The sequence below is a fragment of the Massilia genomosp. 1 genome (assembly GCF_011682185.1).
Lineage (GTDB): Bacteria > Pseudomonadota > Gammaproteobacteria > Burkholderiales > Burkholderiaceae_D > Telluria_A > Telluria_A rubra.
In genome coordinates this window covers 1-201 of sequence record NZ_WHJF01000728.1, presented here as the reverse complement: position 1 = coordinate 201, position 201 = coordinate 1, and the positions used below count along the sequence as shown (strand labels likewise).

Genomic DNA, 201 nt, shown 5'->3' with positions numbered 1-201 from the left:
CAACAAGGCGTTGGCGATGCAAAAAGAGAATCATGAGGCCGGTAACAAGTTCATCGGCTACGTCGCCATGGCGAAGCAATTGACCGGGTGGCGCACTGGTCCTGACACACCTTGGCTGAAGGACGCGCCGTGTCATCCGCTGCAACATGCATTGAAGCACTTGGAGAGGGCGTACAAGAACTTCTTCGAGAAACGGGCCGA

Annotated in this window: 1 pseudogene; it reads left to right on the top strand. The window is 55.7% G+C overall.

Going from position 1 to position 201, the window contains the following annotated elements:
• Positions 1 to 201 (top strand): annotated as a pseudogene (locus F1735_RS38785) (RNA-guided endonuclease InsQ/TnpB family protein); the annotation flags it as partial.